Consider the following 25,371-nt stretch of genomic DNA (forward strand, 5'->3'; position numbering starts at 1 on the left):
GAAAGTGCGAAAACACGGGTTTACCCTGAATCCTGAAGCCGAAATGGTACAGAAAGGGCTTTGAATGCTCAAGCCGGGGTCTGCCACAATGCCCTAAAAAGCGGCATTGTTGGCATGTGCTCACATACGTTGGATGAAGCTAGCGGCCACAGTTTCATCGGCCCGTTACCGACTGGTGAGCCGCTACAAACTTTTTCTGGAGGGCGATTCCCGGTTTCACCGAAAGGCGTTGAATGACCTTAAAAGGTGATTTACGCGGTCGGATGCCGTTCAGAACGCGGGGCGCGGACCGGAGGCTCAAGCGAGCCTCCGGGATACCGCATGAACGGCCAAGTCAAGCCGGCCGCCAGGCTGCGGGCGCCGGGCTGGCCAGGGGCGGGGATCAGCGAGCCGCGTTGGCGTCCGCAACCACCATGGCCGTCATGTTGACGATGCGGCGCACGGTCGCGCTGGGGGTCAGCACATGCACTGGCTTGGCGGCGCCCAGCAGGACCGGGCCGATCGCGATGCCGCCGCCGGCTGCCGTCTTCAGCAGGTTGTAGCTGATGTTGGCAGCGTCGATGTTGGGCATCACCAGCAGGTTGGCTTCGCCGGTCAGCGGGCTGTTGGGCATCAGCTGATGGCGGTAGTTGGGGTCCAACGCGGCGTCGCCGTGCATTTCACCGTCCGCTTCCAGCCAGGGTGCCGTCTGCTGGATCAGGCTCAGCGCCTCACGCATCTTGACGGCCGACGGGCAGTTGCTCGAGCCGAAATTGCTGTGCGAGAGCAGGGCCGCCTTGGGCTTGAGGCCGAAGCGCATCATTTCCTCGGCCGCCATGATGGTGATCTCGGCGATCTGCTCGGCGGTCGGGTCGTAATTGACATGGGTGTCCACCAGCATCACCTGGCGTCCCGGCAGGATCAGGCCATTCATGCAGGCGAAGTTCTTGACGCCGGGGCGCTTGCCGATCACCTGGTCGATGTACTGCAAGTGCATCGCCGTGTTGCTCCAGGTGCCGCAGAGCATGCCGTCCACTTCACCCTTGTGCAGCAGCATGGAGCCGATCAGGGTCAGGCGGCGGCGCATCTCGATCTTGGCGAGCTGCTGGGTGACGCCCTTGCGTTCGGTCATCTGCAGGTAGGTCTGCCAGTAGTCGCGATAACGATGGTCGAACTCGGTGTTGACCACGTCGTAGTCGCGGCCTTCCTGCAGGCGCAGACCGAAGCGCTCGCAGCGCTGGGCGATCACCTGCGGGCGGCCGATCAGTGTCGGGCGGGCCAGGTTCTCATCCACCACCACCTGCACGGCGCGCAGCACACGCTCTTCTTCGCCTTCCGCGTAAGCCACCCGCTTGTGCTGGGCCCGCTTGGCGATCTGGAAGATGGGCTTCATCGTCGTGCCGGAGGCATAGACGAAGCTCTGCAGCTTCTCCAGGTAGGCGTTCATGTCCTGGATGGGACGCTGCGCCACGCCCGAGGCCTCGGCCGCCAGCGCCACGGCCGGCGCGATCTTCATCATCAGGCGCGGGTCGAAGGGCTTGGGGATCAGGTATTCGGGGCCGAAACTCAGGTTGGCACCGGCATAGGCGGCCGCCACCACTTCGCTCTGCTCGGCCTGGGCCAGGTCGGCGATGGCATGCACCGCGGCGATTTCCATCTCGTCATTGATGGTGGTTGCGCCGCAGTCCAGGGCGCCCCGGAAGATGTAGGGGAAGCACAGGACGTTGTTGACCTGGTTCGGATAGTCGGTGCGGCCGGTGGCCATCAGCGCGTCGTTGCGGATGGCGTGCACATCTTCCGGCTGGATTTCCGGATTCGGGTTAGCCAGCGCGAAGATGATGGGCCGAGGCGCCATGGTGGCAACCATGTCCTGCTTGAGCACCCCACCGGCCGACAGGCCCAGGAAGATGTCAGCGCCCTGGATGACCTCGCGCAGCGAACGCAGTTCGGTCGGCTGGGCGTACACGGCCTTGTCCGGATCCATCAGTTCGGTCCGACCCTGGTAGACCACGCCGGCCAGGTCGGTGACCCAGATGTTTTCGCGGGGCAGGCCCAGCTTCAGCAGCAGGTTCAGGCAGGCGAGGGCGGCCGCGCCGGCACCGGAGGTGACCAGCTTGACCTGCTTGATGTCCTTGCCCGCGACCTTCAGGCCGTTGAGCAAGCCGGCCGCGACCACGATGGCGGTGCCGTGCTGGTCATCGTGGAAGACGGGGATCTTCATGCGCTCGCGCAGCTTGCGCTCGACGTAGAAGCAGTCGGGTGCCTTGATGTCCTCGAGGTTGATGCCACCGAAGGTGGGTTCGAGCGCGGCGATCACATCGACCAGCTTGTCCAGGTCGTGCTTCTCGTCGATTTCCAGGTCGAAGACGTCGATGCCGGCGAACTTCTTGAACAGCACGCCCTTGCCTTCCATCACCGGCTTGGATGCCAGCGGGCCGATGTCTCCCAGGCCGAGCACGGCGGTGCCGTTGGAGATCACCGCCACCAGGTTGCCGCGGGAGGTGTAGCGGAAGGCGTTGGCCGGATCGGCCACGATCTCTTCACAGGCGGCGGCCACACCCGGCGAGTACGCCAGTGCCAGGTCACGCTGGTTGATCAGCTGCTTGGTCGCCGCGATGGCGATCTTTCCAGGCGTCGGAAACTCGTGATATTCAAGAGCGGCCTGGCGCAGTTCTGCGCGTTTTTCTTCGGACGTGGACATGAAAGACTCGGTCTGGTTGGGCCTCGACACCAGGATTCCAGCGCGCTCCGGATAGAGCGCGAAGGGCCCGGCGGCAGCTGATGCAGCGATGGGTTGGGTGGGGGATTGTAGGAGTCCGCCCGCACCGGTTCACTACGTACTATGCGTATCGTGCATGCGAGCGTGCCGGCCCGGGATACGCGAAACCGCGCATCCCGGACGCGTTTCGCAAGCGCATACTGCCTCTCCTTTTCCATCCCGGTGGTCTTCTGCCCGCTTCCGCCCGGATCCTGGCTGTTTCTTGCTGTTCATGCCGTCCACCCTGTCCGCCTCCACCCTGTCGCCGCCCGTTCCCCGGCCGCGTCGCAAGCGCCGCGCCTTGCTGTGGGGGGCCCTGGTCGCGCTGCTGCTGATCGCACAATCCTTGCTGCTGGCGTTGACCCTGAGCCACGAAGCGTCGCGGGCGCAGGAGGCGGCCGATCAGGCCGCCGCCGAGGTGGCGGCCCGCGCCAAGCAACTGATCAACCGGGACCTGCAAAGCCTGCAGGGCCTGATGTGGGCCCATGAAGAGGACTGGCGCGGCAATGCCGCCGGCCTGCTGCGCCAGACCCGGCTGGTGCTGCGCATCGAGTCGCGCGACCAACAGCGCCGCATCGAACGCGTGGTGGAAACGCCCTACCTCCCGCCCTTGTTCGCCCGCATGGGCCGCGATCAGCTGCAACTGGAGACTGAGCTGGCCTGCGCCACGGCCATGCGGCAGGGCACGCCGCTGTTCTCCCGCTCCTACTTCGTTCCCCTGCCCGGCGGCGACGGCCTGGAGGTGAGCGACCTGTGCCTGCCGCGGGTGCGCGCCGGAGAGCCGCCGTCCTTTGTGGTGGCCACCGTGGGGCTGCGGGCGCTGCTGGAAGAGTCGATCTCGCAGGAGCAGACCCGGCAGTTCGAGATGTCCTTCGTGGAGGGGGATGGCACCCGCCTGGCCCGGACGGGCCTGATCCGGGGCAGCGGCTTCTATCTGGCGGAGCGTCTGCTGGACCTGCAGGGCGTCAGCCTGCAGCTGCGTGTGGACAGCGGCGCGGGCAAGCCCAAGCTGATTCCCAACCTCGCCACCGCCCTGGTGCTGGGCCTGTCCCTGGCGCTGCTGGCCCTGGTGCTGGTGCTGGCGCGGGACGGCCGCCGCCGCCTGCAGGCCGAGCACGCGCTCGCCGAGGCCCTGGCGTTCCGGCAGGCGATGGAGAACTCGCTCATCACTGGCCTGCGCGCGCGGGACCTGGACGGCAACATCAGCTATGTGAACCCGGCCTTCTGCGCGATGGTGGGCTACGCCGCCGAAGAGCTGGTGGGCACCGGCCGGCAGCCGGAGGCGCCGCCTTACTGGCCGCCCGAATTCACCGAGGAATACTGGCGCCGCCACCAGGACCGTGAAGCGCGCTGGGAAGCCGGCTTGCCGCCCCGCGAGGGCTTCGAGACCGTCTTTGCGCGCAGCACCGGGGAACGCTTCCCGGTGATGATCTATGAGGCGCCGCTGCTCAATGCCGAAGGTCAGCAGACCGGGTGGATGAGCGCCGTGCTGGACCTTAGCGCGCAGCGCAAGGTGGAGGAACTCTCCCGCCAGCAGCAGGAGCGCCTGCAGGCTACCGCCAGGCTGGCGACCGTGGGCGAGATGGCGTCGCTGCTGAGCCATGAACTCAACCAGCCGCTGGCCGCCATTGCCAGCTACGCCACCGCTTCCATCAACCTCATGGTGCGCGAGGCCGACGACCCGCAGACACCGGCCATGGTGCGCCAGGCCGTCACGCGTATCGCGGAGCAGGCCGAACGTGCCGGCCGGGTCATCAAGAGCGTGCACGACTTTGTTCGTCGCCGGGAACAGTCCCGCGAGTGGGTGCACGTGCAGCAGTTGATGGACGCGGTGCTGCCGCTGGTGCGCCTGCAAGCGCGCAAGAGCGGTACCCGCATCGAGGTGGACCTGCCGGAGGGCCTGCCCCGTGTCCGCTGCGACCGCACCATGGTCGAGCAGGTGCTGCTCAACCTCACCCGCAACGCCATTCAGGCGATGGATGGGCCCACGCCGCTGGCGGAACGCCTGCTGGTCATCCGGGTGCGCCCGTTGCAGCCGCGCTGGCTGAGCATCGCGGTGGTCGACCGCGGCCCGGGCATTCCGTCCGAAGTAGCGCGGCAGCTCTTCACCCCGTTCTTCACCACCCGCACCGAAGGGATGGGCCTGGGCCTGAGCCTGTGCCGCACGGTGGTGGAGCAGCACGGCGGCGCGATGGACTTCGAGAGCCGCGTCGCGCCCGAACAACCCACCGGCACCGAGTTCCGCTTCAGCCTCCCGTGCGAGGATACGGCTGGTGGACACCGGTCCACGGTCACTGGAGAAACGTCCGCATGAAGCCGCAGTCCCTGCCGATGGTCTATCTCGTCGACGACGAGGAAGTGGTGCGCGACGCGCTGGCCTGGTTGCTGCGCTCGCGGCGCCTGCTGTCGGAGGGCTTCGGTAGCGCCGAGGCATTTGAATCCATGCTGGACGCCTTGCCGCGCCAGGGCGCCGATTGGCCCAATTCCCCCAGCTGTGTGTTGCTGGACGTGCGCATGCCGGGCATGAGCGGCCTGGCGCTGTTCGAGCGGCTGGTGGAGCGCGGCCTGCTGCACACGCTGCCGGTCATCTTCCTGACCGGCCATGGCGACGTGCCCACGGCGGTCGCGGCGGTGAAGCAGGGCGCCTACGACTTTGTGGAAAAACCCTTCTCCGACAACGCCCTGGTGGACCGTGTGGAACAGGCCCTGGCGCGCAGCGCCGAAGCCATCGAAGCGCGCCATGACGAGGCCGCCCTGGGCCATCGGGTGGGGGAGCTCACCGAGCGCGAGCGCGAAGTGATGCAGCTGGTGGTGCAGGGCCTGCCCAACAAGCTGATTGCGGACCAGCTCAACATCAGCGTGCGCACCGTGGAGGTCCACCGCGCCCGGGTGTTCGAGAAGATGAATGTCAAATCTGCGGTGGAACTCTCCAACCTCCTGCGCGGCGACAATGCCGCCCATGGGTGAATTTGATCTGATCACGCGCTACTTTGCGCGCCCCGTCTCCAACGACGGCGGCACGGTGGCGCTGGGCGTGGGCGACGACTGCGCCATCCTGACGCCGACACCGGGCCACCAGTGGCTGGTCTCGACCGACATGCTGGTGGAAGGCCGGCACTTTCTCTCCACCGTGCTGCCGCAGCGCCTGGGCCACAAGGCGCTGGCGGTGAACCTGAGCGACCTGGCTGCCAGTGGTGGCACGCCCAAGGCCTGTTTTCTCTCGCTGGCCTTGCCGCGGGTGGACGAGGGTTTCCTGGCCGGTTTCTCCGAAGGCCTGTTTGCGCTGGCCGACGCGCACGGTGTGGTGCTGGCGGGCGGAGACACCACCGCCGGCCCCTTGAATCTCAACATCACCATCATGGGCGAGGTGCCGCACGGCCAGGCGCTGCTGCGCTCCGGCGCGCGGCCTGGTGACGACATCTGGGTCAGCGGCAGCCTCGGTGACGCACGGCTGGCGCTGGAGGTGTTTCGTGGCACTGTCGCGCTGACGGGCGAGCAGTTCGATGCCGTGCGCCTGGCCATGGAGCTGCCCCAGCCCCGCGTGGCCCTGGGCGTGGCGTTGCGCGGCGTGGCCAGCAGCGCCATCGATGTCTCCGACGGCCTGGCGGGCGACTTGAACCACATCCTGCGCCGTTCGGGCGTGGGGGCCCATCTGCGCCTGGCCGATCTGCCGCGTTCGGCCGTGCTGGGCGGCATGACCGAGGACCTGCAGCGGATGTGCCTGCTGACCGGCGGGGACGATTACGAGCTGGTGTTCACCGCCCCGCCCGAGGCCGCCGACCAGGTGCTGGCAGCCGGTCGCCGGGCGGCGACCCCGGTGTCCCGCGTGGGCCGCATCGAGGCGCAGGCCGGCCTGCGGGTGCTGGACGGCGATGGCCGCGAGCTCGACCTCGCGCTTCAAAGTTTTGATCACTTCCAGTCATGAGCAGTGCCATGGAACCTCGGCCCGACGAAGGCGCCCCGGCGCACGGCTTGCCCGCCGAAAGCGCAGCCACTGCCGCCTCGGCAACTGCCGGTGCGCCCTTCAGCGCCAGCGACGATCCCGCCGCCATTGCGTCGGCGGACCCGGCTGCGGCCGACGCGTTCGGCACGGAAGCCGATATCGCCAGCGACTTCACACCCCACGACGATGCGGATGCACCGGCTTCCCCGCCGGCCGCGGCGCCGGCCGTGGCACCCAGACGCCCGACGCTGGGCTTCATGCTGCGCCATCCGGCCCGCTGGATGGCCCTGGGCTTTGGCAGCGGCCTGTCGCCCAAGGCACCGGGCACCGTCGGCAGCCTCTGGGGCTGGGCTGGTTTTCTGGTGCTCAACCATTGGCTGGCGCCCTGGCAATGGGCGGTGGTCATCGTGGCCGGCCTGCTGGTCGGCTGGTGGGCCTGCACGCTGACGGCGCGCCACATGGGCGTGAGTGACCCGGGGTCGGTGGTGTGGGACGAGATCATCGCCATCTGGATCATCCTGTGGCTGCTGATGCCCGCGAGCTTCCTCTGGCAATTGGCGGCCTTTGGCTTGTTCCGCTATTTCGACGCGGCCAAGCCGGGCCCGGTGCGCTGGGCCGACGGCCTGTTCAAATCGGCGCCGGGCGCGCCGATTGGTGCGCGCCAGGGCTTCGGCATCATGTTTGACGATCTGGTCGCCGCCGGATGTACGCTGTTGGTGCTGGCCATCGCGCGCCAGTTGCTGACCTGACCCGGGAGATCGACATGGTGTTGCCTGAAGAGTCTGAACTCATCGAACGCATTGCGCTGGCGCTGATCCAGCGCCGGGAGCGCATGGGCACGGCCGAGTCCTGCACCGGCGGCCTGATTGCCGCGGCCTGCACCAGCCTGGCGGGCTCCAGCCAATGGTTCGAGCGTGGGGTGGTGAGCTACAGCAACGAGGCCAAGACCGAACTGCTGGGCGTACCGGCCGCGATGATCGGCCTGTATGGCGCCGTCAGCGGCGAGGTGGCCGAGCAGATGGCCCGCGGCCTGGTCTCGCATTCACCGGTGGACTGGGCGCTGGCGGTCACCGGCGTGGCCGGTCCGGGCGGCGGCAGCGAATCCAAGCCCGTGGGAACGGTCTGGCTGGCCTTGATGCATGGCCGCACCAAGGTCCGCGTCTGGAAAGAATTGTTCAGCGGCGACCGGCATTCCGTGCGCACGCAGACGGTGCGGTCGGGGCTGGAAGCACTGTGCGATGCCCTCGAGGATCGAGACTGACGGGATGTTGATGGGGCGCTGGTGGCGCTGAGGTGTCGCTGAGGTGGCTTTAAAGCCCCGCCAGAACGGTATTGGCCCGGGCGTCCCCCAGGTCCGGCGGCTCCCAGCCGCGCAGCCAGTGCGCGAACTGCTCGCCTGGCATCGGGCGCGCCAGCAGGTAGCCCTGGCCCTGGTCGCAGCCCAGCGTCTGGAGCAGCGTCCAGGCCTTGGCCGTCTCCAGCCCTTCGGCCACCACGCGCAGGCCCAGGTTGTGGGCCAGTTCAATGGTGGAGCGGACGATCTTGGCATCGTCCAGATCCCGTTCCATGCCCATCACGAAACTGCGGTCGATCTTGAGCTCGTCCACCGACAGCTGCTTCAGGTAGGCGAGCGAGGAATAGCCGGTGCCGAAGTCGTCGATGGAGAGCTTGAAACCGAGCGCATGCAATTGCTCCAGCGTCTGCAAGGCACGCTGCGGGTCGTCCATGATGGCGCTCTCCGTGATCTCCAGGCAGAGCGCCTGCGGCGGCACACCGGCGGCCAGGTCGGCAATCTTGATGGGCAGGTCCTGGTCCATCAGGTCCCGCGTCGAGAGGTTGACGCTGATGGGCACCGCCAGCCCCTGGCGCTCCAGGTCCAGCCAGGCCTGTGCCGAGGCGCGCAGCATCCAGCCGGTGAGCTGGCGGATGAAGCCGGTCTGCTCGGCGAAGGGAATGAACTCCATCGGCGGCACCAGGCCCCGTGTGGGGTGTTGCCAGCGCACCAGCGCTTCCGCGCCGCCGATGCGTTGCGTGTGAAGGTCGACCTTGGGTTGCAGGTACAGCCGCAGCTCGTTGGCATCGATGGCATGGCGCAGCTCGCTGATCAGCGACAGCGATTCCTGGCTGGCGGCGTCCATGCTGGGGGCGTAGATCTGGAAGCCCGACTGGCTGCGCTTGGCCGCATGCATGGCCAGTTCCGCCCGGGCCAACAATTGGCTCACGTCATGGCCGTGTTGCGGATACAGCGCGATGCCCAGGCCGGCAGAGAGGTCCACCGTCTGGTCGTCGATGGTGAGGGCGCGTTCGAAGTCGCGCTGGATGCGGTGGCAGACGGTCTCGGCACGGGTGGCACCCGCCCCTTCAATCAGCATCACGAATTCATCCCCACCCAGCCGCGCGATCAGCCGTGCGTCGTCCTTGAGCAGGCGCTGGAGACGGTCCGCCAGGGCACGCAGCAGGCGGTCGCCGAAAGCGCGGCCCAGCACGTCGTTGACGTGCTTGAATCGGTCCAGATTGAGCATCAGCAGCGCAAAGCGTGACGGGCTGTCGGCGATGCGCCGGGTGATGGTCTGGTTGAACTGCTCCCGGTTGGGCAGGTCGGTGAGAGGGTCCCAGAAGGCCAGGCGGTTGACCTGCTCCTCTCGCTGGCGGATGCCCAGGCGCATGGCCTCGAAGGCTTCGGCCAGGTCGCCGATTTCATCGCGGGACGGGCGGGTCACAGGCCGTTCATAGTCACCCCGGCCCAGGCGCTGGGCTTCGTTGGCCAGGGACTTCACCGGCCCGCTGATGCGCCGCGCCGTCAGCACCGCACCCAGTGCAAAGGCTGCCACGCCGGCCAGGCTCAGGCCCAGCAGCGACCATTGCAGCTCGTGATAGGGCGCACGCGCCTCGTCCACCGAACGCAGCAACACGGTGGCCATGGTCTGGCTGCGGTCACCGCCATGGGACAGGCGCTGCAACCGGGCCTGGAACTGTTCGTCGCCCAGGGTGATGTGGAAGGTGATGGGTTCGTCGCCGATGCCGCCCGGCAGTGCGGCCAGCAAGGTCTGGTTGGCCGGCTCGGTGAGCACACTGGACAGCACATGCCAGTGGTCCCCTGCACGGCTCAGCAGCACGCCCTGGATGTTGGCGAGCCGATGGAGCTCCTTCAACTGTTCCTGGCGCAGTTCGAAGCCCATGAAGACCCAGCCGCCCAGGCCGGCCGCGCGCATCTGCGCCACCACCACCTGGTAGGCCTTGTTGTCCAGCAGCACAAGCTGGCTCTGTGTGCGGCCCTTGCCCTCATGCGTCATGACCGGCAGCAGGGGCGCCACCTGGCGCGCCAGCGGATCGGTGGCGGTGACAAAGCGGAAGCGTTCATCGGCATAACCGATGAAGCTGGCCTCGCCGCGTTCGCTCAGGTTGGTGAAGACGTCCTTGAGCGTGGCCGTCAGCTCGTCACCGCTGACCCGTTCCGCCACGGCCCGGCGCAGGCCGAAATCCGCCTGCAGCAGGTCGGCCACCAGGCCGCGTTGCTCGGCGTCCTGGCGCAGCAACTGGTCGAAGACGCGCTCGCCGCTGGACAGTTCCTCACGGACTGACGCACGCGCATTGCGGTCAATGCCCTGGTTGAGCAGCAGCAGGCTGATGAACTGGACAGCCAGCAGCAATGCCAGGAAGAGCGCCACGATGCGCCCTTCCAACCGCCGCAGGTTCAGGAAGTCCGGCCAGCGCATCAGTCACGCAGCTCCAGAGTCTGGCTGCCCGGCGCTCCGGCGGGGATGACCAGCGGCTGCCGGCGCGGTGCATCGTTGCCCAGGCGGGAATGCCAGAAGACCACCTGGTGCTGACCGGGTGGCAAATCCAACTTGGCTTGTCCTTGAGCGTCCGTGGTGGCGAAAAGGGGGGTGTCCACCACGATGATGCGGGCGGTCATCTTGTCGTGAATATTGCATCCGAGCTGGGCAATGCCCGGTTTGTCGAAGACTACCGGCTCGGCGGGGGTGCCGGCGTAGAGCTTCAGCTCGAATCGACGGATCGGCGAGAACGAATACACATGGTGCCTCACCGTGTCGAAGTTCGGGAAATTCACGGCGGTCCCGGTCTGCACCACCAAGGTGCCGGGCTGGAATTGCCGGTCGCGTTGCGCCATCTGGGCGGAGGTGCCGGGCGGCGCGTGGCTGCCCTGGCCCTTGAGCTCCACCGCCACCACCGCACCCGCCAGCGGGGCGCCGCTGCTGTCCTTCACCTGGAGGGTCCAGGGGGCTGCCAGGCAGGGCAGCGCGCAAAGGGCCCCACCAACTGCCGAAGCAGCAAGGAGCAGGGCTGCAACAGTCTGGCGGCTCGAGGGCATCGTTCGGGGCCTGGTGATCTTCAGGCGTCAACCATAGCGGGTTTTGGGGGCGGATGGGCGCAGCGCTTGTTCCAGCATCAGGGCCAAACGCCCGAGCGCGTCCCAGGCATCGGTGGGCCAGTCGGGGTGGCGCAGGCCCTTGACGATGCCGTCGCAGACCTGGGCTGCCACCAGGAGGCGGGACAAGGCGGCACCACCGAGCTGGGGTACCAGCCGCTCGAACAGGCGTTCCTTGGGGCCCCAGACACGCGCCTCGCGCAGCGCCATGGGCAGCGGCTTGCCCGCGGCCACGGCGTCATGCACGCGCTTGAGGGCGCGGATGTCCTCCGCCATGGTCCAGTGCACCAGCACGGCGGCTTCGCCCTCGGCCTTCAGGCCTTCGAGCATGCGCAGCACGCGGGCAACCTTGCCGCTGAGCAGGGCCTCGCTGAGCTTGAAGACATCAAAACGCGCCACGTCCAGCACGGCGGCCTCGATCTGCTGCAGGCTGAGTTCACCGGGGGGATGCAGCAGCGCCAGCTTCTGCAGCTCCTGGTGGGCCGCGAGCAGGTTGCCTTCCACCCGGTCGGCGAAGAATTCCAGCGCCTGCTGGCCTTCCGGGCCGGCGGCCACGGGTTGGCCTTGCTGCTGCAGGCGGCGGGCGATCCAGGCGGGCAGCTCGCGCCGCTCCACCGGATCCACCCGCACCGAGACACCGGCGGTGTCCAGCGCCGTGAACCAGGCGCTGGAGAGCTGGGTTTTGTCCAGGCGGGGCAGTGTCACCAGGGTCAGCACGTCGGGAGGCAGTCCCTGGCAATAGCGCTGCAGCGCGTCCGAGCCGTCCTTGCCAGGCTTGCCATTGGGAATGCGGATCTCGATCAGCTGGCGCTCGGCAAACAGACTCATCGCCTGGGATGCCGCGATGACCGGGCCCCAGTCGAAATGGGCGCCAGAGACGATGAACACCTGGCGCTCGCTGTAGCCCTGCTGGCGGGCAGCCGCGCGCAGGGCATCGGCAGCCTCCTGGGCGAGCAAAGGCTCGTCGCCATGAATGGTGTAGACCGCCTTCAGGCCCTTGGCGATGTGCCCGGCCAGTGCGTCCGCTTTGATCTGGGTCACGTTGGCAACCGGACGGCGGCCAGGCGGCGCAGCAGCAGCCCGACGGCTTCCACCTGCATCGCCTTTTGCAGTGCCGCTTCCTCCTGCTCCTTGGCCAGGGCGGCGCTTTCGCTGTAGTTCATGTCGCGGGTCAGGCGCAGCTCGGTGCGGGGCAGCAGGATTTCGCCGCCCGCCGAATGCAGCGAGTAATCCAGCTGCAGCCGCAACTGCCATTCCGTGATCTGCCCGGCGGTGGTGGTGGCCACCGACGTCTTGTCGCGCACCTCGCGTTCGATTTCGATGATCACGTCCGCGCGGTTCGGGTCTTCCAGCAACTGCAGGGTGCTGCGCTGCACCTGTCGGCGCAGCTCCTGGGCCAACGGGGAATGCGGCACGAAGCCCTTCAGCGCCAGGGTCTTGAAGTGGTATTCGGGCTCCTTGCGGAGCTCGAACCCACAACCGGCGAGCAGGGCGGCGGCAACGGCGGTACCGAGGGCACCCGCCTTGAGCAGATCACGGCGTTGCATGGTGTCAGACCACCAGGTTGACCAGGCGACCTGGCACGATGATGACCTTCTTCGGCTGCTTGCCTTCGGCGAACTTCTCGAAGTCCGGGCTGGCCAGGGCCACCGCCTCGATGGCGGCCTTGTCAGCGCCGGCGGCCACCTTGATGGCGCCCCGCAGCTTGCCGTTGACCTGCAGCATCAACTCGATCTGGTCCTGCACCAGGGCGCCCTCGTCCACGGCCGGCCAGGCCGTGTCCAGCAGCTCGCCCAGTTCGGTGGCAAAGCCCAGGTCCACCCACAGCGCGTGGCTGATGTGCGGGCAGGCGGGATAAATCACCCGCAGCAGCACCGAGAAGCCCTCGCGGATGACCGCATGGTCGCCCGGCGTGGTGCCCTTGAAGCTTTCCAGCGCGTTCAGCAGCTTCATCGCACCGGAGACCACGGTGTTGTACTGCATGCGCTCGTAGTCGTAGCTGACCTGCTTCAGCACCAGGTGCACCTCGCGGCGCAGCGCCTTGGCCTCCTCGCCCAGGGCGGAGAAGTCCTGGCCGGCGGCCTTGATGGCGTCGGCCTGCTTGGCGCCGAAGCCCCACACGCGCTTGAGGAAGCGGTGGGCGCCTTCCACGGCGGCATCGTTCCATTCGAGAGTCTGCTCGGGCGGGGCGGCGAACATGACGAACAGTCGCGCGGTGTCGGCACCGTACTGGTCGATCAGGGCCTGCGGGTCCACGCCGTTGTTCTTGGACTTCGACATGGTCGTCATCTCGTACTCCAACGGCAGGCCATCGGCCTTGAGCGTGCCGCCGACCGGCTGGCCGTGCTCGTTGCGCTGGACGTCGACCTCGTGTTCCCAGTAATAGTTCTTGCCGGCCTCGGGGGGCTTGCGGAAGAAGGCACCCTTGAGCACCATGCCCTGCGTCAGCAGGTTGGTGAAGGGCTCGTCGAACTTCACCAGGCCCAGGTCGCGCATCACCTTGGTCCAGAACCGCGCGTACAACAGGTGGAGGATGGCGTGCTCGATGCCACCGATGTACTGGTCCATCGGCATCCAGTAATCGCTGCCGTCGCCGACCATGGCGTTGTGGTTGCCCGCGTCGCAATAACGCATGAAGTACCACGAGCTGTCCACGAAGGTGTCCATCGTGTCGGTCTCGCGCTTGGCCGGCTTGCCGCAGCTCGGGCAGCTGCAATTCAGGAAGTCGGCGCGCTTGTTCAGCGGGTTGCCGCTGCCGTCCGGAATGCAGTCTTCCGGCAGCACCACGGGCAGGTCCTTCTCCGGCACCGGCACGGGGCCGCAGCTCTCGCAGTGGATGATGGGGATGGGTGTGCCCCAGTAGCGCTGACGGCTCACGCCCCAGTCGCGCAGGCGCCAGGTGGTTTTCTTTTCGCCCAGGCCCTTGTCGGCCAGCAGGCTGGTCACCTTGTCCACCGCCGCCTTGTAGCCCAGGCCATCCAGCACGCCGGAATTCACCGCCACACCGCGTTGCTTGTCGCCGTACCACTCGCCCCAGGCGTCGGTCGAGAAGGTTTCGCCTTCCACCGCCACGACCTGCTGGATCCGGATCCCATACTTCTTCGCGAACGCGAAATCACGCTCGTCATGCGAGGGCACGCCCATGACCGCGCCGTCGCCGTAGCTCATCAGCACGTAGTTGCCGATCCAGACCTCGATCGGCTGGCCGGTCAGCGGGTGGGTGACCCACAAGCCAGTGGACCGGCCCTTCTTGTCTTGCGTGGCCAGTTCCGCCTCGGTGCTGCCGCCTTGCTTGCATTCCTCGATGAAGGCGCCGAGTTCCGGGTTGGTGGCTGCCGCGTGGGTGGCCAGGGGGTGTTCCGGCGCCACTGCGCAGAACGTCACGCCCATGATGGTGTCGGCACGGGTGGTGAAAACGTAGAGCTTGCCGCCCTGGATCAACTCGCCGTCGGCACCCTTGATGTCATGCGGGAAGGCGAAACGCACGCCCTCGCTCTTGCCGATCCAGTTCTCCTGCATCAGACGTACGCGCTCGGGCCAGCCAGACAGAAAGTTCTTGTCGGCCGGGTCCGCCACTGCGGCGAGCAGCTCGTCGGCGTAGTCGGTGATCTTGAGGTAGTAGCCGGGAATCTCGCGCTTTTCCACGGCCGCACCGGAGCGCCAGCCGCGGCCGTCGATCACCTGCTCGTTGGCCAGCACGGTCTGGTCGATCGGGTCCCAGTTGACCACCTGGGTGCGGCGCACGGCGATGCCCTTTTCGAGCATCTTCAGGAACAACCACTGGTTCCAGCGGTAGTAATCGGGCTTGCAGGTGGCGATCTCGCGCGACCAGTCGATGGCCAGACCCATCGCCTGCATCTGCTTCTTCATATAGGCGATGTTGTCGTAGGTCCAGGCCGCTGGCGGAACCTTGTTCTTCATCGCCGCGTTTTCCGCCGGCAGGCCGAAGGCATCCCAGCCCATGGGCATGAGGACGTTGTAGCCCTTCATGCGCAGCTGGCGGGTCAGCATGTCGTTGATCGTGTAGTTGCGCACATGGCCCATGTGCAGCTTGCCGCTGGGGTAGGGCAGCATGGAGCAGGCATAGAACTTCGGCTTGCTCGCGTCTTCGGTGACGCGGTAGGCGTCAGCGGCGTTCCAATGGTCGCGGGCAGCCTGTTCGACTTCGCTAGGGGCGTATTTCTCGTTCATGATGGCTCTATGGGCGAATAGCCCCATTGTAGGAGGGCAGCCGGACCTGCCTGTCCCCAGGCCGCCCGCCAGCCCTCAATGAGTGGCCTTGTCGGCCGGGGCGTTCTTCTCGGACACGAAGGCGATGCGTTGCAGCCCGGCCGTCTGCGCCCAGTCGATGAGCTGGGCCACCTGGCCGTAGGGCACGCTGCGGTCGGCGCTGAGGCGCAGTTCGGCGTCAGGGCGCTGCGCGGCCAGTGTCTGGAGGCGGGCCTGGAGGGCGGGGCCGGCGAGCGGTTCGTCGCCGATGAAGTAGCGACCGTCCGCGTCGATGCTGATGGCCACGAACTGCGGGCTGCCGGTGCCCGGCGTGGCCGCGTCGCTCTTGGGCAGCTCCAGCTTGAGGGCGCTGGCCATCAGGGGGGCCGCGATGATGAAGATGACCAGCAGCACCAGCATGACGTCGATGAGCGGCGTCATGTTGATGTCGCTCATGGGCTTGGCGGCGTCACGGCGTTCGAGGCGACCGAAGCTCATGGTGTGCGTGTGCGTATGCGGGCAGGGGAGGGGCGCACGGCGGCCGGCTCAGGGCGCTGCCAGCAGCTCGCGCAGGTCGTGGGCGAAGCCTTCGAGCTCCGCCTCGCAGGCCGCGACCCACTTGCCAAAGAGGTTGTAGGCCAGCACGGCTGGAATGGCCACGGCCAGGCCCGCCGCCGTCATGATGAGTGCTTCGCCCACCGGCCCTGCCACCTTGTCCAGGCTGAAGTTGCCGGCGCTGGCGATGCTCAGTAGCGCGTGATAGATGCCCCAGACCGTGCCGAAGAGCCCGATGAAGGGCGCCGTGCTGCCCACCGTGGCCAGGATGACCTGGCCTCGGTTGAGCGTGTTGAGCACCTGGTGCAGGGCGTCGCGCAGCTTGCGGGTGAGCTGGGAATGGGGGCGGCCCGTGGCCCCCAGGCTGCCTTGCGGGCTGTCGCTCAGCGCGGCATCCACCAGCGGCAGCATCAGGCCTTCGCGGTCCAGGTGCAGGATCTGCTGCCGGCCGGCCGGCAGTTCGGGCGCTGCCCAGAACAGGGGCAGGCCGCGCTGCAGGTCCTTGCGGGCACGGGCCAGGGTCCAGCCGCGCCACAGGATTAGCACCCAGCTGCTGACCGACATGGCCAGCAAGAGCAGGGCGACCAGGCGGGAGACCCCGTCACCAGCCTCCCAGCGGGACCACAGCGCCGACAGCTCCTGCATCGCGTCAGGCCAGGCCCAGCACGGCGTTCATGTCGAACAGGCCGGTGCGATGGGCCGCCAGGAAGCGCGCCGCACGCACGCTGCCCTGCGCGAAAGTGGCCCGGCTCGACGCCTTGTGGCTGATCTCGATGCGCTCGCCGATGCCGGCGAACAGCACGGTGTGGTCGCCGATGATGTCGCCACCGCGCACCGTGGCAAAGCCGATGGTGGACGGGTCACGTTCGCCTGTCACGCCCTCGCGGCCGTAGACGGCACATTGCTTGAGATCGCGACCCAGCGCGTCGGCGATCACTTCGCCCATCTTCAGCGCGGTGCCGCTGGGCGCGTCCACCTTGTGGCGGTGGTGCGCCTCGACGATCTCGATGTCGTAGCCTTCGGCCAGTGCCTTGGCGGCGCTTTCCAGCAGCTTGAGCACCAGGTTCACCCCCACGCTCATGTTGGGCGCCATCACGATGGCGGCGCGGCTGGACAGCGTGCTGATCTCGGCCTTCTGGGCGTCGGTGAAGCCGGTGGTCCCGATGACGATGCCCACGCCCAGCTCGGCGCACAGTGCCAGGTGGGCCAGCGTGCCTTCGGGACGGGTGAAGTCGATCAGCACGTCAGCCTGGGACAGGCCGGCCCGCAGGTCGCTGGAAATGACCACGCCGGTGTCCCGACCCAGGAAGGCCCCAGCATCCTGGCCAAGCGCCGGGCTGCCCTCGCGGACCAGCGCGGCCGCCAGGCGGCAGTCCGGCGCGTTCAGCACCGTCTCGACCAGCATGCGGCCCATGCGGCCGGATGCGCCGGTGATGGCAATGCGCAGGGGGCTCGCGGCGGCGCTGCTGCTCATCGACGCGCCTCCAGCGGCGGGTATTCACGGATGGGGCCGGTCGGCTCCGGGGTGGCCGCGGCCTGCTTCACCGGGGGCGGCAGGGCCTTGCGTTCCGCTTCCGTCATCTCAAGCTTGGGCAGCGGGCCCTTGGCTTTGGCGGTGTCGATGGCGGCGATGAATTCGTTCTCGGACGGCAGGTCTTCCGGCGCGTCGATCTTGGCGAGCACGTCGCCGTCGAAGGTCAGCTGGATACGGCGACTCTGTGGGGCGGCGCCCTGCCGGCGGATGGTGAACACATAGTCCCAGCGAGCCTCATGGAATACATCGGTCAGCAGGGGCGAGCCGATGGTGTCGCGCACCTGGGCGCGGGCCATGCCCGGCTTCAGGCGTTCCATCTGCTCCTTGGTGACCACGTTGCCCTGCACGATTTCCACGCGATAGGGTTGGACGAGGCCGAGCACCTTGTCGCCGCTGACGGAGAACACGTCCAGCTTGGGCATCTGCGAGCACGCGCCGAGCGCAACGAGGCCAGCAGCGGCGGCTGTCCATCGCGCAAGCAAGGCGATTTGGGAATTCAATGACATGGCGGGGCTTCGCGGAAGTGCTAGGGCTATGATGGCGGGAATTCTAGCGGGAGGCGTCAGGCCTTCCGCAGGCGCAAACCCCATGAATCGGTCTGAAGAAATCAAGAACAGCGGGCTGAAGGCCACGCTCCCCCGCATCAAGATTCTGGAGATCTTCCAGAAGACGCAGCGGCGTCACATGACTGCGGAGGATGTTTACAAAGCTTTGCTCGATGAGCGAGCTGACATCGGCCTGGCCACGGTCTATCGCGTGCTCACGCAGTTTGAGCAGGCGGGCCTGCTTTCGCGCAACCATTTCGAATCCGGCAAGGCGGTCTTCGAACTCAACGAGGGTCATCATCATGACCACCTCGTGTGCCTGACCTGCGGCCGGGTGGAAGAGTTCTACGACCCGAAAATCGAAGAGCGCCAGCGGGCCATCGCGGAAGAGCGTGGGTTCTCGCTGCAGGAGCACTCGCTCGCGCTCTACGCTTCCTGCGTGAAGACCGATTGCCCCCACAAAAACGACAGGTAAGTTGTTGACCCCCGTCTGAAAGACGCCTGGGGCGCCTTCATCCCGCCCCCCGAGGGGGCTTGGCAGGCCGCCTTGGGGCGGCCCGGCGTCGGCAAATTGATGTTGACCCCCGGTCTGAAAGACGCCTGGGGCGCTTTCATCCCGCCCCCCGAGGGGGCTTGGCAGGCCGCCTTGGGGCGGCCCGGCGTCGGCCTGCTCGCGCTAACCGACGCTCCCCCGCTAACCGGCGCTCACGCAGTGGAGCCACTCGTGCGCAGAAGGGGCTTTTGCGCTGGGCGCGACTGGTCAGTCGGCGGAGGAGTCGTTCAGACCCTCTTCGATGGCGCGCTGGTGGCGCTCGACGAATTCGCGGTAAGTGTCGATGCCGCGAAGCTGCAGGATGGTGTTGCGGACCGCCGCCTCCACCAGCACCGCCAAGTTGCGGCCCGCATCCACTGCAATGACCACCTTGCGAACCGGCATGCCCAGCACGTCCTCGTACAGCGGCTCGTAGGGCAAGCGCTCGAAGTCGCGCTCCATGGTCTCCTTGCGGACCAGGTGCACGATCAGCTTCAGCCGCATTTTGCGGCGCACCGCCGTCTCGCCAAAGATGGCCTTGATGTCCAGCAGGCCAATGCCGCGGACTTCCAGCAGATTCATCAGCAGCTCAGGGCAGCGCCCCTCGATGGCTGTCTGGGCAATGCGGAAAAAGTCCACCGCATCATCGGCCACCAGGCCGTGCCCCCGCGAGATGAGCTCCAGGCCCAATTCACTCTTGCCCAGGCCGGATTCGCCGGTCAGCAGCACACCCAGGCCCAGAATGTCCATGAACACGCCATGGCGAGTGGTGCGGTTGGCGCAGACATGCGCCAGATAGGCACGCACCAGGTCGATGACGTGGCCCGCAGATTCCGCCGTGGTGAAAAGCGGGATCTCCGCCCGGTCGCACATGGCGATCAGGCGGTCCGGCGCAGTCTGGCCGTCCGCCACGATGATCACCGGCGGCTCCAGCGTGACGATGCGGGCAATGCGGCGGTCCAGCACGTCGCCAGACGCCTGGCTCAAATAGCCGACCTCACGGGTGCCAACGATCTGGACCCGGTAGGGATGGATGTAGTTGAGATAACCCACCAGGTCGGCGGCCGACTGGGCGTCTCGCAGCGCGGCTTCATCGAAGCGGCGCTCCGGATGCGCATGCCCGGCGACCCATTCCCAACGCAGGGCCTCGCGGTGCTCCTCAAAGAGCCGGTCCGCGCTGATGGAGGTGGGTTTCACGAAAGCTTCACGCCACCGACTTCAGCGGTTCCCATTCGGCGATCAGCCGATGGACCACACTGGCGTCGGTCTCGGTCTTGAGCCGCTCGCGCAATTCCCGGTCCGAGAGCATCTCCGCGATTTCGGAGAGGATTTCCAGATGGCGCTGGGTGGCCGCTTCAGGCACCAGCAGGAAGATGAGCAGGTTGACCGGCTCATCATCCGGCGCATCGAAACCGATGGGCTGCTGCACACGCAGCACCGCCGCCAACGGATTCTTCAGGCCCTTGATGCGACCGTGCGGAATGGCCACGCCGTGACCCAGCCCGGTGGAGCCCAGCCGCTCACGAGCGAACAGGTTGTCCGTGACGGACGCCCTGGCAATGGCATGGTTGTTCTCGAAGAGCAGCCCGGCTTGTTCGAACACGCGCTTCTTGCTGGATGCGTCCACATCGACCAGCACGTTGCTGGCGGGAAGGATGGCGGCGAGACGGTTCATCGGGGCGGTGCGCCAATAGGGTCAGAGACAACCGGGATTATAGGAACCCCGATGGCATCGAGGGTGTGACCAATGCGACGCCTCGTTGAAAACATCGGTATTGGTGTTGCGTTGCAACATTATGCGGCGAAGCGGCAAAAGCAAAGGCGGCCTTGCGGCCGCCTCCCGTGGCTGTGTTACGGGAAAACCCCTAGGTGATCAATTGCCTTGCGCCGGGATGTCCAGACGCTTGGCGGATGCGTGGTGATGATCCTGCACCCGGTCCTTGTGGCGGCATACCTGCCGATCCAGCTTGTCCATCAACTCGTCGATGGCGGCGTAAAGGTCCTCGTGAGAGTTCTCCACGAAGATTTCGCGGCCCTTCACATGTAGCGTCACTTCGGCTCGCTGCCGGCGGTCCTTCTCCTTTTGCTTTTCCACGGTAAGCAGGACGTTGACGTCCACGACCTGGTCAAAGTGTCGGAGTACCCGGCTGAGCTTGGTCAGCACGTACTCGCGCAACGCTGGAGTCACTTCGAGATGGTGGCCGCTGATGGTCAGGTTCATAAAGCCTCCTTTCACAGGGCTGAGTCGAAAACTGCGCCTCGGGGGCGCCGAGAAGATGAGGAAACGCTGGGGATGGGTAGGGGAACTCTGGGTCTTGATGCTGGGGGTCAGGGGTGGAGAAATCGAGGGGGCCGACGGTGCGAAGGGCTGACAGTGGCCCGAAGCGGTTGAGGCGGTGCCGTGAAGACGGCGGGCGACAGGAGGTGGGGCGTGGGCGCAAACGTGACTCGGTACCTGGCTGATCGAAGACTGGCGGTGACAGGAGTGGGTCTTTAAGCGGCTCTGTAGGCGGGTGTGTAGGCGGGTCGGTAAGTAGGTCTGCGAGTGGCGCTGTTGCACCCGGTAGCGGAGGTGAAGTGGCCTGGACAAATCCAGTCTGCGCGCGTTCGGAATCGAACACAAGTGATGAAAAGCAAGGTTTGGGGGCGAATCTTTTCGCCTTGCGCGTCAGCAACGACCGTGCTGCAATGCGAGTTGTCGCCGGAGCCGGTGCACCCTTTCATCAGGCTTGCTGGGCGCCTTCTCGCGATGTGATAATTCGGCGTCCCCATCACTGGAGTCCCACTTGGACAGCGATCACCCTCGGTGGCCGTCCACTCCAGCGTCAAACCGCCGCAGCTGAAGCCAAAGGCCCCACCCTGGTCTTGGTGAACAGCCCACAGCAGTCACTGGTTGCTTCGCCAGTCACCGCCGCGTCGCTTGTCCGGAGTGAGACGGGCCCCATGCCCCGTTCCGGACGTGCTGATTCAGGCCGTCCTCCCAGAGAACCGTGCGCCTGACAACATTCCCTCGTCAACGCGCCATCCTGCTTGAGCGTTCGCCTTGGAGCGCTCCGACGCAGACGAAGGACCTGCATGCTGAATGTGTTCACGCTGGACAATGGCCGCCTCAAGGGTGGCATGGTCCAGGAAGAGATCTCCACCGCAGCCGACCTGACCGCGGTGACCGACTCCCCACGCAAGCCGATCTGGGTCGACCTGGAATCTCCGAGCGCCGAAGAAAAGGACTGGATCCGCGAGCGCTTCGGCCTTGTGATCCCAGAGGACATCGTTGACGAAGACCTGGAAGAGTCGGCGCGCTTCTACGAGGAAGACAACGGCGAGTTGCACATTCGCTCCGACTTCCTGATCGACGACATGGAGGCGCCGCGCAATGTACGCGTGGCCTTCATCCTCTTCAACAACGTGCTCTTCTCGGTCCATAACGAGGACCTCCCGGTCTTCCGGCTGCTGCGCCTGCGGGCGCGCCGCATCCCGGCGCTGATCGAGGATGCGAAGGACGTGCTGCTCAAGCTCTACGACGCAGACGCCGAATATTCGGCCGATGTGCTGGAAGGCATCTACGACAACCTGGAAAAGGTCAGCGCGCGCGTACTGAAGAAGGCGGTGAACGACACGGAGGCCGGTGAAGTGCTGGCCGCCATCGCCCGCGAGGAAGACTTGAATGGCCGCATCCGGCGCAATGTCATGGACACCCGCAGAGCCGTCAGCTTCATGATGCGCAGCCGCATGCTCAATGCCGAGCAATTCGAGGAATCGCGCCAGATCCTGCGGGATATCGAGTCGTTGGACAGCCACACGGCCTTCCTCTTCGACAAGATCAACTTCCTGATGGACGCCACCGTCGGTTTCATCAACATCAACCAGAACAAGATCATCAAGATCTTCTCGGTGGCCAGCGTGGCCCTGTTGCCGCCAACGCTGATCGCCAGCATCTACGGCATGAACTTCCAGGCCATGCCGGAGCTGCGCTGGGAGTACGGTTACCCGTTCGCGCTGGGGCTGATGCTGGCCTCCGTGGTGGCGCCGTTTGTCTACTTCCGCCGCAAGGGCTGGCTGGCCTGAGGGTCGGGCGCCACGGGCGCCGCTGCCTCCAACGCCAAGGGCCGCCTCTGTGCGGCCCTTGTTGCGTGGTGCGCCGGGCAGGGCGCGCTGTTCGATCCCGCGCAGCGCAGGAAAACAAAAGGGGCCTCCGCTGTTGCGGAAGCCCCTGGGTAGAAAAGAAGCCTCAAGACGCCCCGGGCCAACGAGGGAGGGAGGGAGGAGGAGGAGAAAGGCCTCGGGATTGCAGCTTGCGAACAAGCAGGTCTTGCGGCTGAAATGGTGTGCGCGTCGTGTGGACTTTACCCTCAATAGCTTCCAGATTGGTAGAAACCCTGAAAGCCCTCGGTTCAATCTTCAGTTTTGGCAGTCCTGACGACGCTGCCTTGCTCGACCTGCTACGCATCTGCCCACAAGCTGCCCGGAAGCTGGCTGTGGCGCTGGCATTGCTGCCATGACATGACTGCCATCGCACTGCTGCCGTTCATCTGCCCCGATTACTGGCCCCTGTGACGGGGAGCCTGCAGGGAGTTGCATGCGGATCTGAACAAGGTGCCTGTCACGTAGTCGTGAAGCGCTGCACTGGTCTCTATAGTGCAATGCAACCGGCCTCTTGTCATCCCGATTCGGTGGGAAAAAGTGAGCAAGTGTCACCGTTGTACCGGCTAGCCGGGACAGGTTTTGGGGTCAAAAAAGCAGGCTCGCCAATTGCCCTTTGTGGGGTTGGCTTGCGCACGTCGCAAGCCTGAAGAAACGAGCCCATGCGTCTGGGCATCGGCCCTTTGCTCAATTCGCGCTCAGCAGCTTTTCCAGGGCCTGGGTGAACTCGGGGCTCTGCGGCTCCACCTTCGAACCGAAGCTCAGCACCTCCTGCCCATTGCGGGAGATGAGGTACTTGTGGAAGTTCCACTTGGGCGCTTGTCCGGTACGCTTGGCCAGGTCGGCAAACAGTGGGTTCAGGTCAGGCTTGCCGGCTGCCACACTGCTTTTGCTGAACATCGGGAACTTCACGTTGAAGGTGTTCTCGCAAAACTCGGCGATCTCCTTGTTGCTGCCGTACTCCTGATTTCCGAAGTCGCCGGAAGGGAAACCCAGCACCACCAGTTCCTTGTACTTGGCAGAGAGGGCTTCCAATGCCTTGTATTGCGGGGTGAAGCCGCAGAAGCTTGCAGTGTTCACCACCAACACCACCTTGCCGGCGTATTGGCACAGTGCTTGCGGCTTTTCGTCCTGCAAGCGCGGGAACTGCCGCTGCAGAACCTCCGGGCATGCGGCGCCAGTGGTGGTGGGGGCGGCAGGCGCGGAAGCTGCCTGCGCAGTGAAGGGTGCACAGCCAACCGCCAGCACCACCAACAGACGCCGGCACAGGGCTGGCAGCGAAGACAACGTCATGAAAGCTCTCCTGGAAATAGCGCGGATCCTGTGAGGTCTGACCGCATCGGCCGTGCCGTGCAGCAGGCATCGCGAACAGGGCGCGAAAAGGGCGCGAACAGGGCCCGATGCAAGGCGCCAAACAAGGCGCCGAACAGGGCGAATTAGGCCAGAAGTACGCCAGACGCGACCGCCGTAAGTGTTTGTCATGTTCGACCCGATAAAATGTCGGGCGTTATCCAAGGACCGTCACCATGCTTTACCCCGAACTCTTCAAGCAACTCGAAGCCGTGCGCTGGAACATGGACACGGATATCCCTTGGGACACATTCGATCCTGCCAAGCTGACCGATGACCAGGCGCGCACCATCAAGATGAACGCCATCACGGAATGGTCGGCCCTGCCGGCCACCGAGATGTTCCTGCGCGACAACAAGGATGACAGCGATTTCTCGGCCTTCATGAGCGTCTGGTTCTTCGAGGAGCAGAAGCATTCGCTGGTGTTGATGGAGTACCTGCGCCGCTTCCGTCCGGATATGGTGCCCACGGAGGCGGAGCTGCATGAAGTGCGCTTCGAATTCGACCCCGCCCCGGCGCTGGAAACGTTGATGCTGCACTTCTGCGGCGAGATCCGACTGAACCACTGGTATCGGCGTGCCGCCGAGTGGCACACCGAGCCTGTCATCAAAGCCATCTACGAAACCCTGTCGCGTGATGAGGCCCGCCACGGTGGCGCCTATCTGCGCTACATGAAGCGCGCCATGTCCAAGTTTGGCGATGAGGCCAAGGCGGCGTTTGCCAAGGTGGGTGTGTTGATGGCCAGTGCCCGCCGCACGGCCCAGGCGCTACACCCGACCAACCTGCATGTGAACGCAAAGCTGTTCCCGCGTGACACCATCCAGAGCCGCCTGCCGGATCCGGAATGGCTGGAACGCTGGCTGGACAAGCAAATCCAGTTCGACAGCGTGTGGGAGAACAAGGTGGTGGACCGCATCCTGCACAACATGAGCCTGCTCATGGAGCGCAGCTTCGCCAGCGTTCAGGAGCTCAACCGCTACCGCAAGGAAATCACCCAGCGCCTGGCGCAGGCCGCCCAGCAGCAAGGTGGCGGTGATCTGGCGCCTCAAGGCCACTGATCCCTCAATGGCTGGGCCGCATGTGCCTGGCCGTGGTCAGGGCGACGTTCCTGCCGCTATGGGCCCGCTTCGGCGGGCCTTTGTTTTGGTGAATGGCCGTCCGTGGTGCCGGGCAGATATGAGCGTGCGAACGTGCGCGAACGAGCGAGGTGCCTTACGCGTCAAGGCAGCGGTGAATGAGCCGAGGTCATGGGACACAAGGTCTTGCCAGGTTCCAAGACCGCACCAGCAGGTAGACACTGAGCGGATTGCGCACAGCCGGGCCATATAGCCGGGCGTCACGCAAGACCTGACGTCTGCGCCGCCCACAGGACGAAGACACAATGCAGCGATTGACCCCCACGGTGAAACGCTGGCCCTGCCAATCCTGGTGGAGCT

At 65.9% G+C, this 25,371-nt stretch carries 22 protein-coding genes; 8 read left to right on the forward strand and 14 right to left on the reverse strand.

The window, feature by feature from the left end; genetic code table 11:
- Window positions 1-382: 382 nt before the first annotated feature.
- Window positions 383-2,710, reverse strand: a complete 2,328-nt coding sequence (locus BMY53_RS15240) for an NADP-dependent malic enzyme (RefSeq protein ID WP_255370216.1) — start codon at window positions 2,708-2,710, stop codon at window positions 383-385.
- 259 nt (window positions 2,711-2,969) lie between these two features.
- Between BMY53_RS15240 and BMY53_RS15245 the strand changes: the two genes are divergently transcribed.
- From BMY53_RS15245 to BMY53_RS15265, 5 genes are all read left to right on the forward strand, one after another.
- The gene (locus BMY53_RS15245; RefSeq protein WP_092947421.1) at window positions 2,970-5,051 is read left to right on the forward strand and encodes a sensor histidine kinase; all 2,082 of its coding nucleotides are present in this window, start codon (window positions 2,970-2,972) and stop codon (window positions 5,049-5,051) included.
- Entirely contained in the window at window positions 5,048-5,704 is a 657-nt protein-coding gene (locus BMY53_RS15250; protein ID WP_092947340.1) for a response regulator transcription factor, read from the forward strand. Before BMY53_RS15245 ends, BMY53_RS15250 begins: the two co-directional genes overlap by 4 nt.
- The gene (thiL, locus tag BMY53_RS15255) at window positions 5,697-6,662 is read left to right on the forward strand and encodes a thiamine-phosphate kinase (RefSeq protein ID WP_092947422.1); all 966 of its coding nucleotides are present in this window, start codon (window positions 5,697-5,699) and stop codon (window positions 6,660-6,662) included. Before BMY53_RS15250 ends, thiL begins: the two co-directional genes overlap by 8 nt.
- 275 nt (window positions 6,663-6,937) lie before the next feature.
- Complete coding sequence (locus tag BMY53_RS15260; RefSeq protein WP_092947423.1) at window positions 6,938-7,429, forward strand: phosphatidylglycerophosphatase A family protein; 492 nt, start codon at window positions 6,938-6,940, stop codon at window positions 7,427-7,429.
- Window positions 7,430-7,443: 14 nt separating this feature from the next.
- Window positions 7,444-7,941: a CinA family protein gene (locus BMY53_RS15265; RefSeq protein ID WP_177200896.1), complete on the forward strand. Its 498-nt coding sequence runs from the start codon at window positions 7,444-7,446 to the stop codon at window positions 7,939-7,941.
- A gap of 49 nt (window positions 7,942-7,990) precedes the next feature.
- On the opposite strand, the gene BMY53_RS15270 is transcribed toward BMY53_RS15265, so the two are convergent.
- The 9 genes from BMY53_RS15270 to BMY53_RS15310 all read right to left on the reverse strand — a co-directional run bounded on the left by BMY53_RS15270 (window position 7,991) and on the right by BMY53_RS15310 (window position 17,874).
- Window positions 7,991-10,396 (reverse strand): putative bifunctional diguanylate cyclase/phosphodiesterase, encoded by a 2,406-nt coding sequence (locus BMY53_RS15270; protein WP_092947341.1) that lies wholly within the window; start codon window positions 10,394-10,396, stop codon window positions 7,991-7,993.
- A complete protein-coding gene (locus BMY53_RS15275; RefSeq protein ID WP_092947342.1) occupies window positions 10,396-11,013 on the reverse strand; it encodes a methylamine utilization protein in 618 nt (205 codons plus the stop codon). The genes BMY53_RS15270 and BMY53_RS15275 overlap by 1 nt, the downstream gene beginning before the upstream one ends.
- Before the next feature lie 27 nt (window positions 11,014-11,040).
- A complete protein-coding gene (gene holA, locus BMY53_RS15280; protein ID WP_092947343.1) occupies window positions 11,041-12,111 on the reverse strand; it encodes a DNA polymerase III subunit delta in 1,071 nt (356 codons plus the stop codon).
- A complete protein-coding gene (lptE, locus tag BMY53_RS15285) occupies window positions 12,108-12,617 on the reverse strand; it encodes an LPS-assembly lipoprotein LptE (protein WP_092947344.1) in 510 nt (169 codons plus the stop codon). The genes holA and lptE overlap by 4 nt, the downstream gene beginning before the upstream one ends.
- A 4-nt stretch (window positions 12,618-12,621) precedes the next feature.
- Window positions 12,622-15,261 carry a leucine--tRNA ligase gene (gene leuS, locus BMY53_RS15290; RefSeq protein ID WP_092947345.1) on the reverse strand — a complete coding sequence of 880 codons (2,640 nt, stop codon included), beginning with the start codon at window positions 15,259-15,261 and terminating at the stop codon, window positions 12,622-12,624.
- Between the two features lie 75 nt (window positions 15,262-15,336).
- The gene (locus BMY53_RS15295; protein ID WP_092947346.1) at window positions 15,337-15,777 is read right to left on the reverse strand and encodes an ExbD/TolR family protein; all 441 of its coding nucleotides are present in this window, start codon (window positions 15,775-15,777) and stop codon (window positions 15,337-15,339) included.
- 48 nt (window positions 15,778-15,825) lie between these two features.
- Window positions 15,826-16,479 (reverse strand): MotA/TolQ/ExbB proton channel family protein, encoded by a 654-nt coding sequence (locus tag BMY53_RS15300; protein ID WP_092947347.1) that lies wholly within the window; start codon window positions 16,477-16,479, stop codon window positions 15,826-15,828.
- Between the two features lie 4 nt (window positions 16,480-16,483).
- Entirely contained in the window at window positions 16,484-17,308 is an 825-nt protein-coding gene (gene dapB, locus BMY53_RS15305) for a 4-hydroxy-tetrahydrodipicolinate reductase (RefSeq protein WP_092947348.1), read from the reverse strand.
- Entirely contained in the window at window positions 17,305-17,874 is a 570-nt protein-coding gene (locus BMY53_RS15310) for an outer membrane protein assembly factor BamE (RefSeq protein ID WP_177200897.1), read from the reverse strand. Before BMY53_RS15310 ends, dapB begins: the two co-directional genes overlap by 4 nt.
- An 82-nt stretch (window positions 17,875-17,956) precedes the next feature.
- On the opposite strand from BMY53_RS15310, the gene fur reads away from it, so the two are divergent.
- The gene (fur, locus tag BMY53_RS15315; RefSeq protein WP_092947350.1) at window positions 17,957-18,388 is read left to right on the forward strand and encodes a ferric iron uptake transcriptional regulator; all 432 of its coding nucleotides are present in this window, start codon (window positions 17,957-17,959) and stop codon (window positions 18,386-18,388) included.
- 285 nt (window positions 18,389-18,673) lie between these two features.
- On the opposite strand, the gene hprK is transcribed toward fur, so the two are convergent.
- From hprK to hpf, 3 genes are all read right to left on the reverse strand, one after another.
- The gene (hprK, locus tag BMY53_RS15320) at window positions 18,674-19,642 is read right to left on the reverse strand and encodes an HPr(Ser) kinase/phosphatase (protein WP_092947351.1); all 969 of its coding nucleotides are present in this window, start codon (window positions 19,640-19,642) and stop codon (window positions 18,674-18,676) included.
- 7 nt (window positions 19,643-19,649) lie between these two features.
- A complete protein-coding gene (ptsN, locus tag BMY53_RS15325; protein ID WP_092947352.1) occupies window positions 19,650-20,120 on the reverse strand; it encodes a PTS IIA-like nitrogen regulatory protein PtsN in 471 nt (156 codons plus the stop codon).
- A 198-nt stretch (window positions 20,121-20,318) separates the two neighbouring features.
- Complete coding sequence (hpf, locus tag BMY53_RS15330; protein ID WP_092947353.1) at window positions 20,319-20,666, reverse strand: ribosome hibernation-promoting factor, HPF/YfiA family; 348 nt, start codon at window positions 20,664-20,666, stop codon at window positions 20,319-20,321.
- An 854-nt stretch (window positions 20,667-21,520) separates the two neighbouring features.
- On the opposite strand from hpf, the gene corA reads away from it, so the two are divergent.
- Window positions 21,521-22,510 (forward strand): magnesium/cobalt transporter CorA, encoded by a 990-nt coding sequence (gene corA, locus BMY53_RS15335; RefSeq protein ID WP_092947354.1) that lies wholly within the window; start codon window positions 21,521-21,523, stop codon window positions 22,508-22,510.
- 762 nt (window positions 22,511-23,272) lie between these two features.
- Here corA and BMY53_RS15340 read toward each other — a convergent pair.
- Window positions 23,273-23,878, reverse strand: a complete 606-nt coding sequence (locus tag BMY53_RS15340; protein WP_092947355.1) for a glutathione peroxidase — start codon at window positions 23,876-23,878, stop codon at window positions 23,273-23,275.
- A gap of 233 nt (window positions 23,879-24,111) precedes the next feature.
- Between BMY53_RS15340 and BMY53_RS15345 the strand changes: the two genes are divergently transcribed.
- Complete coding sequence (locus BMY53_RS15345; protein ID WP_092947356.1) at window positions 24,112-24,993, forward strand: ferritin family protein; 882 nt, start codon at window positions 24,112-24,114, stop codon at window positions 24,991-24,993.
- Window positions 24,994-25,371: the final 378 nt, after the last annotated feature.

Source organism: Roseateles sp. YR242 (genome assembly GCF_900109745.1).
In the GTDB taxonomy this organism is placed as follows: Bacteria; Pseudomonadota; Gammaproteobacteria; order Burkholderiales; family Burkholderiaceae_C; genus Roseateles.

Excerpts from the sequence above, each read along its gene's own strand:
- BMY53_RS15245 (WP_092947421.1), top strand. The coding sequence starts at position 2,970 with ATGCCGTCCACCCTGTCCGCCTCCACCCTGTCGCCGCCCGTTCCCCGG.
- BMY53_RS15250 (WP_092947340.1), top strand. The coding sequence starts at position 5,048 with ATGAAGCCGCAGTCCCTGCCGATGGTCTATCTCGTCGACGACGAGGAA.
- thiL (WP_092947422.1), top strand. The coding sequence starts at position 5,697 with ATGGGTGAATTTGATCTGATCACGCGCTACTTTGCGCGCCCCGTCTCC.
- BMY53_RS15260 (WP_092947423.1), top strand. The coding sequence starts at position 6,938 with ATGCTGCGCCATCCGGCCCGCTGGATGGCCCTGGGCTTTGGCAGCGGC.
- BMY53_RS15265 (WP_177200896.1), top strand. The coding sequence starts at position 7,444 with ATGGTGTTGCCTGAAGAGTCTGAACTCATCGAACGCATTGCGCTGGCG.
- BMY53_RS15270 (WP_092947341.1), bottom strand. The coding sequence starts at position 10,396 with ATGCGCTGGCCGGACTTCCTGAACCTGCGGCGGTTGGAAGGGCGCATC.
- BMY53_RS15275 (WP_092947342.1), bottom strand. The coding sequence starts at position 11,013 with ATGCCCTCGAGCCGCCAGACTGTTGCAGCCCTGCTCCTTGCTGCTTCG.
- lptE (WP_092947344.1), bottom strand. The coding sequence starts at position 12,617 with ATGCAACGCCGTGATCTGCTCAAGGCGGGTGCCCTCGGTACCGCCGTT.
- leuS (WP_092947345.1), bottom strand. The coding sequence starts at position 15,261 with ATGAACGAGAAATACGCCCCTAGCGAAGTCGAACAGGCTGCCCGCGAC.
- BMY53_RS15295 (WP_092947346.1), bottom strand. The coding sequence starts at position 15,777 with ATGAGCTTCGGTCGCCTCGAACGCCGTGACGCCGCCAAGCCCATGAGC.
- BMY53_RS15300 (WP_092947347.1), bottom strand. The coding sequence starts at position 16,479 with ATGCAGGAGCTGTCGGCGCTGTGGTCCCGCTGGGAGGCTGGTGACGGG.
- dapB (WP_092947348.1), bottom strand. The coding sequence starts at position 17,308 with ATGAGCAGCAGCGCCGCCGCGAGCCCCCTGCGCATTGCCATCACCGGC.
- BMY53_RS15310 (WP_177200897.1), bottom strand. The coding sequence starts at position 17,874 with ATGTCATTGAATTCCCAAATCGCCTTGCTTGCGCGATGGACAGCCGCC.
- fur (WP_092947350.1), top strand. The coding sequence starts at position 17,957 with ATGAATCGGTCTGAAGAAATCAAGAACAGCGGGCTGAAGGCCACGCTC.
- ptsN (WP_092947352.1), bottom strand. The coding sequence starts at position 20,120 with ATGAACCGTCTCGCCGCCATCCTTCCCGCCAGCAACGTGCTGGTCGAT.
- hpf (WP_092947353.1), bottom strand. The coding sequence starts at position 20,666 with ATGAACCTGACCATCAGCGGCCACCATCTCGAAGTGACTCCAGCGTTG.
- corA (WP_092947354.1), top strand. The coding sequence starts at position 21,521 with ATGCTGAATGTGTTCACGCTGGACAATGGCCGCCTCAAGGGTGGCATG.
- BMY53_RS15340 (WP_092947355.1), bottom strand. The coding sequence starts at position 23,878 with ATGACGTTGTCTTCGCTGCCAGCCCTGTGCCGGCGTCTGTTGGTGGTG.
- BMY53_RS15345 (WP_092947356.1), top strand. The coding sequence starts at position 24,112 with ATGCTTTACCCCGAACTCTTCAAGCAACTCGAAGCCGTGCGCTGGAAC.